At 38.0% G+C, this 6,434-nt stretch carries 7 protein-coding genes and 1 pseudogene; 5 read left to right on the top strand and 3 right to left on the bottom strand.

What is annotated here, in order from left to right:
• Positions 1–92 (top strand): annotated as a pseudogene (locus RM529_RS03045) (DUF1456 family protein); the annotation flags it as partial.
• A gap of 57 nt (positions 93–149) precedes the next feature.
• Here RM529_RS03045 and ettA read toward each other — a convergent pair.
• From ettA to RM529_RS03030, 3 genes are all read right to left on the bottom strand, one after another.
• Positions 150–1,841, bottom strand: a complete 1,692-nt coding sequence (gene ettA / locus RM529_RS03040; RefSeq protein WP_311483278.1) for an energy-dependent translational throttle protein EttA — start codon at positions 1,839–1,841, stop codon at positions 150–152.
• 109 nt (positions 1,842–1,950) lie between these two features.
• Positions 1,951–2,427, bottom strand: coding sequence for a DinB family protein (locus RM529_RS03035; RefSeq protein WP_311483277.1), 477 nt, complete (start codon positions 2,425–2,427; stop codon positions 1,951–1,953).
• 1 nt (position 2,428) lies between these two features.
• Positions 2,429–2,608 (bottom strand): CAL67264 family membrane protein, encoded by a 180-nt coding sequence (locus RM529_RS03030; RefSeq protein WP_311483276.1) that lies wholly within the window; start codon positions 2,606–2,608, stop codon positions 2,429–2,431.
• A 333-nt stretch (positions 2,609–2,941) separates the two neighbouring features.
• Between RM529_RS03030 and RM529_RS03025 the strand changes: the two genes are divergently transcribed.
• The 4 genes from RM529_RS03025 to RM529_RS03010 all read left to right on the top strand — a co-directional run bounded on the left by RM529_RS03025 (position 2,942) and on the right by RM529_RS03010 (position 6,434).
• Positions 2,942–4,039 (top strand): DegT/DnrJ/EryC1/StrS family aminotransferase, encoded by a 1,098-nt coding sequence (locus RM529_RS03025; RefSeq protein WP_311483275.1) that lies wholly within the window; start codon positions 2,942–2,944, stop codon positions 4,037–4,039.
• Entirely contained in the window at positions 4,036–4,737 is a 702-nt protein-coding gene (locus RM529_RS03020) for a WbqC family protein (protein ID WP_311483274.1), read from the top strand. Before RM529_RS03025 ends, RM529_RS03020 begins: the two co-directional genes overlap by 4 nt.
• Before the next feature lie 81 nt (positions 4,738–4,818).
• Positions 4,819–5,505, top strand: a complete 687-nt coding sequence (locus RM529_RS03015) for an acetyltransferase (RefSeq protein WP_311483273.1) — start codon at positions 4,819–4,821, stop codon at positions 5,503–5,505.
• A complete protein-coding gene (locus RM529_RS03010) occupies positions 5,505–6,434 on the top strand; it encodes a glycoside hydrolase family protein (RefSeq protein ID WP_311483272.1) in 930 nt (309 codons plus the stop codon). Before RM529_RS03015 ends, RM529_RS03010 begins: the two co-directional genes overlap by 1 nt.

Below are 6,434 nucleotides of genomic sequence, written 5' to 3'. Positions count from 1 at the left end.
ACCAGTTTCTCCGAAATTTCCTAAACGGACTAATAATTCACCTGCGTGGACCAATGCCGGGAAAGGCTGAAAAAGTGAAAAGTGAAAAGTGAAAAAAGAAGCCACATTTTTTGTATTGCGGCTCCTTTTTTACTGCTTGTTGTTTAAAATTACCTAACCAGTTTCTTATACTTGATTCGCTTCGGCATTACATCGCCGCCAAGTCGTTTTTTCTTGTTCTCTTCATAATCTGAGAATCCGCCTTCAAAGAAGTAGACTTGTGAGTCTCCTTCAAAAGCAAGAATATGAGTACATACCCTGTCCAGAAACCAACGGTCGTGGGAAATTACCACTGCACATCCCGCAAAGTTTTCCAAACCTTCTTCCAGCGCCCGCAGCGTGTTTACATCCAAATCATTGGAAGGTTCATCCAGCAACAGCACGTTTCCTTCTTCCTTTAAAGTCATCGCAAGGTGGAGCCTGTTTCGCTCCCCTCCCGATAGCATGCTTACTTTTTTATTCTGCTCGCTTCCGCTAAAGTTGAACCTGCTTAAATAGGCTCTGGAATTCACCTGACGGCCGCCCATCATCACGAGCTCCTGCTCGTCGCTAAAGTTTTGCCAGATGGTTTTTTCCACATCAATATCACTGTGAGCCTGATCTACGTAGGAGATCTTAGCAGTCTCCCCTACTTCAAAATTCCCTTTATCAGGTTGCTCTTCTCCCATAATCATCCTGAAAATTGTGGTTTTACCGGCACCGTTAGGACCAATAATCCCCACAATTCCCGCCTGCGGCAATTTGAAATTAAGATCTTCATAAAGCAATTTGTCTCCAAAAGCTTTACTAACTCCTTTAGCTTCAATTACATTCGTTCCCAGCCTTGGCCCATTAGGAATATATATTTCAAGCTGCTCATCTACCTGCTTTTGGTCCTGACTCATCAGCTTGTCGTAATTATTTAAACGTGCCTTCTGTTTGGCCTGCCTTCCTTTCGGATTCATTCGAGACCATTCCAGCTCTCTTTCTAAAGTTTTCTGGTGTTTGCTCGCCTGCTTTTGTTCCTGCGCAAGTCGTTTAGACTTTTGATCGAGCCAGGAAGAGTAATTTCCTTTCCACGGAATTCCTTCTCCCCTGTCCAGTTCTAAAATCCAGCCAGCAACATTATCAAGGAAATAACGGTCGTGTGTTACGGCAATTACCGTCCCTTTATATTGCGCAAGGTGATGTTCCAACCAGTGCACAGATTCAGCGTCCAGGTGGTTGGTAGGCTCATCCAAAAGCAAAATATCAGGTTCCTGAAGTAGTAAACGGCATAATGCGACACGGCGCCTTTCTCCTCCGGAAAGGACTCCAATTTTCTTATCACTTTCCGGCGTACGTAGTGCATCCATTGCGATCTCCAGCTTGGTGTCCAGTTCCCAGGCATTAGTAGCATCAATTTTATCCTGAAGTTCTGCCTGCTTGTCCATAAGCTTCTGCATCTTATCTGCATCTTCATAAACTTCAGGCAAACCGAACATATCATTGATCTTGTTGTATTCGTCTAGCACAGAAACTGTTTCAGCTACACCTTCTTTTACAACATCCAGTACGGTTTTATCTTCATCCAGTTTTGGCTCCTGTTCCAGATACCCAATACTATAACCAGGTGAAAAGACCACGTCACCCTGATAGTTGTTGTCCTCTCCCGCAATAATCCTAAGTAAAGTTGATTTACCTGAACCATTTAATCCTAAAATTCCAATTTTAGCTCCATAGAAAAAGCTCAAGTAGATATTTTTGAGAACAGGAGTATTTGCATTTTTATAAGTCTTGGTAACTCCCGACATGGAGAAAATCACCTTTTTATCGTCTGCCATAATTCTTAAATTTTGATGTATCAGTCTTTTCTGAAGTCAGTTTTTGATCTTCAGAAGAAATGCAAATATCTTAAAATTTGATTAGAAATAATTGATGTCTTACCAAATATCAGCTTTTGTGGAGTCCGAGTAAACGAAGAATTACGAGTAGTTGTCCTGTGTGGTAGGAAGTGTGCTCGATAACAAGCATAAGCTCACGTAAAAGTGTTTGATTTTCGCCGTTCTTAACAGGCTGCATTAGTTGGTTTTCGGGATTCATAATAAAATCTTCAAAATCCTTTCGGCATTCAAAATAATCTGCTTTTAGCTCTTCCCAGTCTTCTTCGCTTTCGGGAAATTGCGTCTCCGGCCAGTAATCATCAGGCCAGTTTGCACTTTTGTATTCTTCAGCAGTACAGTACTCTATAATATCTTTTTGTGCGTAGGCAATGTGGTAGAAAACCTCATAGAACGAGTAAGGCAGCGTACCGGGACGCTTTCCGATTTTATCATAGGGAATCTCATCAAGAAAATTTGCCAAAGACAGGTAAGCTTCACCTCCCTGTAAATGCTTAATCAGTTGTTCTTTCATTTGTTTTTCATCCATACTATACTCTTCCTTTTAATGCGTTAAATGCCCAGGAAATCGCAAAAAATCCTATTCCCACTACTGAAAACCCTATGGCATAATCCAGGTATTTTAATACACCCAGTAAAATAACTGCTGCCCCAATTAAAAACAGGACAAAAGATGCCCAGCCACAAACGGTATTCTTGTTCATTCCCATAACATTTCATTTGAGACGATATGCAGCCAGACAAATTCTGCATTTAAATATTGCAATAAACTTGATTTCGTATTTTAGCTAAAAACCAATTTAAGGGACTTTTTCCTGAATATGTCTTAAAAATATACCAATATTTTGAAGTTTCAAACTATTTAAACCTCTGTGCTGAAAATATAATATTTTGACGGGAAATCCATTTTTTGTACTGGGAAAAATAAAAATTCAATACAATTCCCGTTGTCCAGATTAACCCACCACAGATCGAAATCTCCGGTGAAAACGTTTGGTAAATGATAAATTTAAATAACTTTAGAAAGCAATTTAAAGCACCAGATGGAAAATAAATCCAAAGAACCAATTTACGTAACCAAAACTTATTTACCTGAAAAAGCGGAATACGAGACCTATCTGGATAAAATCTGGCAAAATGGCTGGTTGACCAATGAAGGCCCTTTGGTAAAAAGCCTTCAAATAAAACTTCAAAACTTTCTAGACGTTCCTTATATACAGTACACCACCAATGGCACCATTGCATTGCAATTGGCAATAAAAGTACTGGAATTGAAAGGAGAGATTATAACCACACCTTACTCTTACGTGGCCACCGCTTCTTCTATCATCTGGGAAGGTAATAAGCCAGTTTTTTGTGATATTTCTGCAAAAGATTTATGTATTGATCCTAACATAATAGAAGATAAAATTACGGATAATACTTGCGCAATTCTGGCCACACATGTTTACGGAATCCCCTGTAGCGTTGAGGCAATCGAAAAAATTGCCCGCAAAAACAACCTAAAGGTAATTTATGACGGCGCGCATGCTTTTGGTGTTAATCTCAACAACAAATCTATTTTTAATTATGGAGATTTGTCCACAGCTAGTTTCCATGCCACAAAGATTTTTCATACTGTAGAGGGAGGTGCTATATTTTCTAAAAACAAAGCTTTAGCTGAAAAAATAAGACATACAAAATCTTTTGGCCATAAAGGGGATGACCACAAATACCTGGGAATTAATGGAAAAAATTCTGAATTTCATGCGGCCATGGGCCTTTGCAACCTGAAGCGAATTGATGACATTGTGGAAGCAAGGAAAAATCTATTTGAAATTTACATGGAAGGACTGAAAATGCTACCATTAACTTTTATTAGTATTCCTGAAAATGTAAGGTACAATTACGCCTATTTTCCCGTAATATTCGAAAATGCTGAAGCGCGTGAGCGTACTCAAGAGTTCCTTGAAAAACAAAGCATTTTTCCCCGGCGTTATTTTTTCCCTTCCATAAATACAATAGCTTACATGCCCCGGGGAAATTGCCCTGTATCTGAAGAAATTAGTGACAAAATACTATGCCTGCCATTTTACCCACAATTAAATGATAAAGAAACAAACCGTATCCTGACTGCTGTAAAAAAATCTTTTGAACGATGAAGGTAGCCATTATGCAGCCCTATTTTTTCCCATACATTAGCTACTTCCAATTAATAAATGCGGTGGATAAATTCGTGGTATATGATAATATCCAATACACTAAAAAAGGCTGGTTTAGCCGAAATAGGTTCTTATTGAACGGAAAAGAAAAATTATTTACCATTCCTATAAAAAAAGACAGCGATTTTCTCGATGTCAGGGAACGAGAACTCGCCGGAAATTCTATAAAAGAAAGGAAGAAAATACTTGCCCAACTTGAAAATGCATATAGAAAAGCTCCTTATTTTCAAGAAACTTTTCAGTTTTTGAAACCTTTATTTCTTCAGGAAACCCAAAATTTATTTCAATTTATTTATAATTCTATAATAGAAGTAACAGAAAAATTAGAAATAGATACTAACATCATTATTTCCTCCAAACTTCCCATAAAACATGAGCTCAAAGCTGAGGAGAAAGTAATTGAATTATGCAATTACCTAAAAGCGAATACGTATATTAATAGCATTGGAGGTAAGGAACTATATAGAAAAGAACAATTTAATGAAAATGACATTCATCTAAAATTCCTGCAGTCCAATCCTATAAAATATTCCCAGTTTAAAGAAAGTTTTGTCCCCTGGCTTTCAATTATAGATTTATTTATGTTTAACGGATTTAGTGGTACAAAAAAGTTCTTAAATGAATATCAATTAATTTAACTGGTTTTCAGTCCGAATTTAACCTGATTCTTTGAAATCGTTCTATCGGCCAAGGAAGCTAAAATTAAAATTGAATATAAAATGCAACAACGAAAAATTGTAATTTTTGGGGAGAGCCAGCTCGCCAGCCTTGCCCACTTTTATTTTAAACATGACAGTCCCCATGAAGTTTCGGCATTTACAGTAGATCGTGATTACCTGAATACAAATGAATATGAAAATCTGCCATTAGTAGCTTTTGAAGATGTAGAAAAACATTATCCCCCTTCTGAATATAGTATGTTTTTGCCTATTAGCTTCAAGAAAATGAGCCATCTAAGAAGGGAAAAATATGAGGCTGCAAAAGAAAAAGGTTACCACCTGGTAAGCTATGTAAGTTCAAAAGCCACCACGTGGCCAGATCTTGACATTGGCGACAACTGTTTTATATTTGAAGACAACACAATCCAGCCTTTTGTAAAAATTGGAAACAACTGTGTGCTGTGGAGCGGAAACCACATTGGGCACCATACCGTAATAAAAGACCATGTTTTTATCACCTCCCATGTGGTAATTTCCGGTTCCTGTGTCATAGAAAATCATAGCTTCTTTGGCGTTAATGCCACTATAAGGGACGAAACTATTATCGCCGAGGCGACGCTCGTAGGAATGGGGGCTATTATCACAAAAGATACTAAACCCGGAGAAATACATCTGGGGCAAAGCTCAAAGAAAATGGCCAAAAAAAGTATTGATTTGGACAGTATATCCCATAAAAGCAAAGGATAATGACGTGGATTAAAAAAGGAGTAATATTTAATACCAACAACAACCATGATTGGATGGTTACACATGCCTGTGTTCCCACAGTCCATATCCTGAATGATAAGGTATTCAGAATTTTCTTTTCCCCACGGAACAATAGAGGACAAAGCATGCTAACTTATATCGATGTTGAAGCAGCAAACCCAAAGAATATTTTAGGTTATCCGTCCAAACCTATAATGCCACTAGGGAAATTAGGCACATTTGACGATGGGGGAATTATGCCGTGCTCTATTGTTACTACTGATGATGAATTGTATCTTTATTATGTTGGCTGGAATCCAAGCGGCTCCGTACCATACCGAAACTCTATAGGTCTTGCAGTAAGTAAAAATAATGGAGAAACTTTTGAGAGGATGTTCGAAGGTCCAATAGTCGACAGAAATGCTACGGAACCTTACTTTACGGCCTCTCCATACGTGATTAAAGAAGAAGGTATCTGGCATATGTGGTATGCTTCCAGCACCGGTTTTGTGAAAGTAAATAATAAACCCGAGCCCCTTTACGAAATCAAATACGCCTCATCTATAAATGGTATTAAATGGGAGCGAAAAAATATTACCTGTATAGCACCAAAAGATAAATTTGAAGCGAATGCGCGTGCTTCTGTTTTAAAAGAAAATGGAATCTATAAAATGTGGTTCACTTACAGGGGCAGTTTTGATTATCGTGACGGGAAAGACAGTTATAGAATTGGTTATGCTGAATCCAAAGATGCCTTGAACTGGAGTCGAATGGATGATAAAGCAGGAATAACTTTTTCAGAAAAAGGATGGGACTCCAAGATGCAAACCTACCCCAATGTTGTTATTCACAAAGGCCTAAGATATTTGTTTTACAACGGAAACGGATTTGGTAAAACAGGAATAGGATATGCAATTAAACAGGAATAA

The sequence above is a fragment of the Autumnicola edwardsiae genome (genome assembly GCF_031846505.1).
Taxonomy (GTDB): Bacteria; Bacteroidota; Bacteroidia; order Flavobacteriales; family Flavobacteriaceae; genus Autumnicola; species Autumnicola edwardsiae.
Note: the sequence above shows the minus strand (reverse complement) of the source record. Positions and strands in the feature narration are given on the sequence as shown.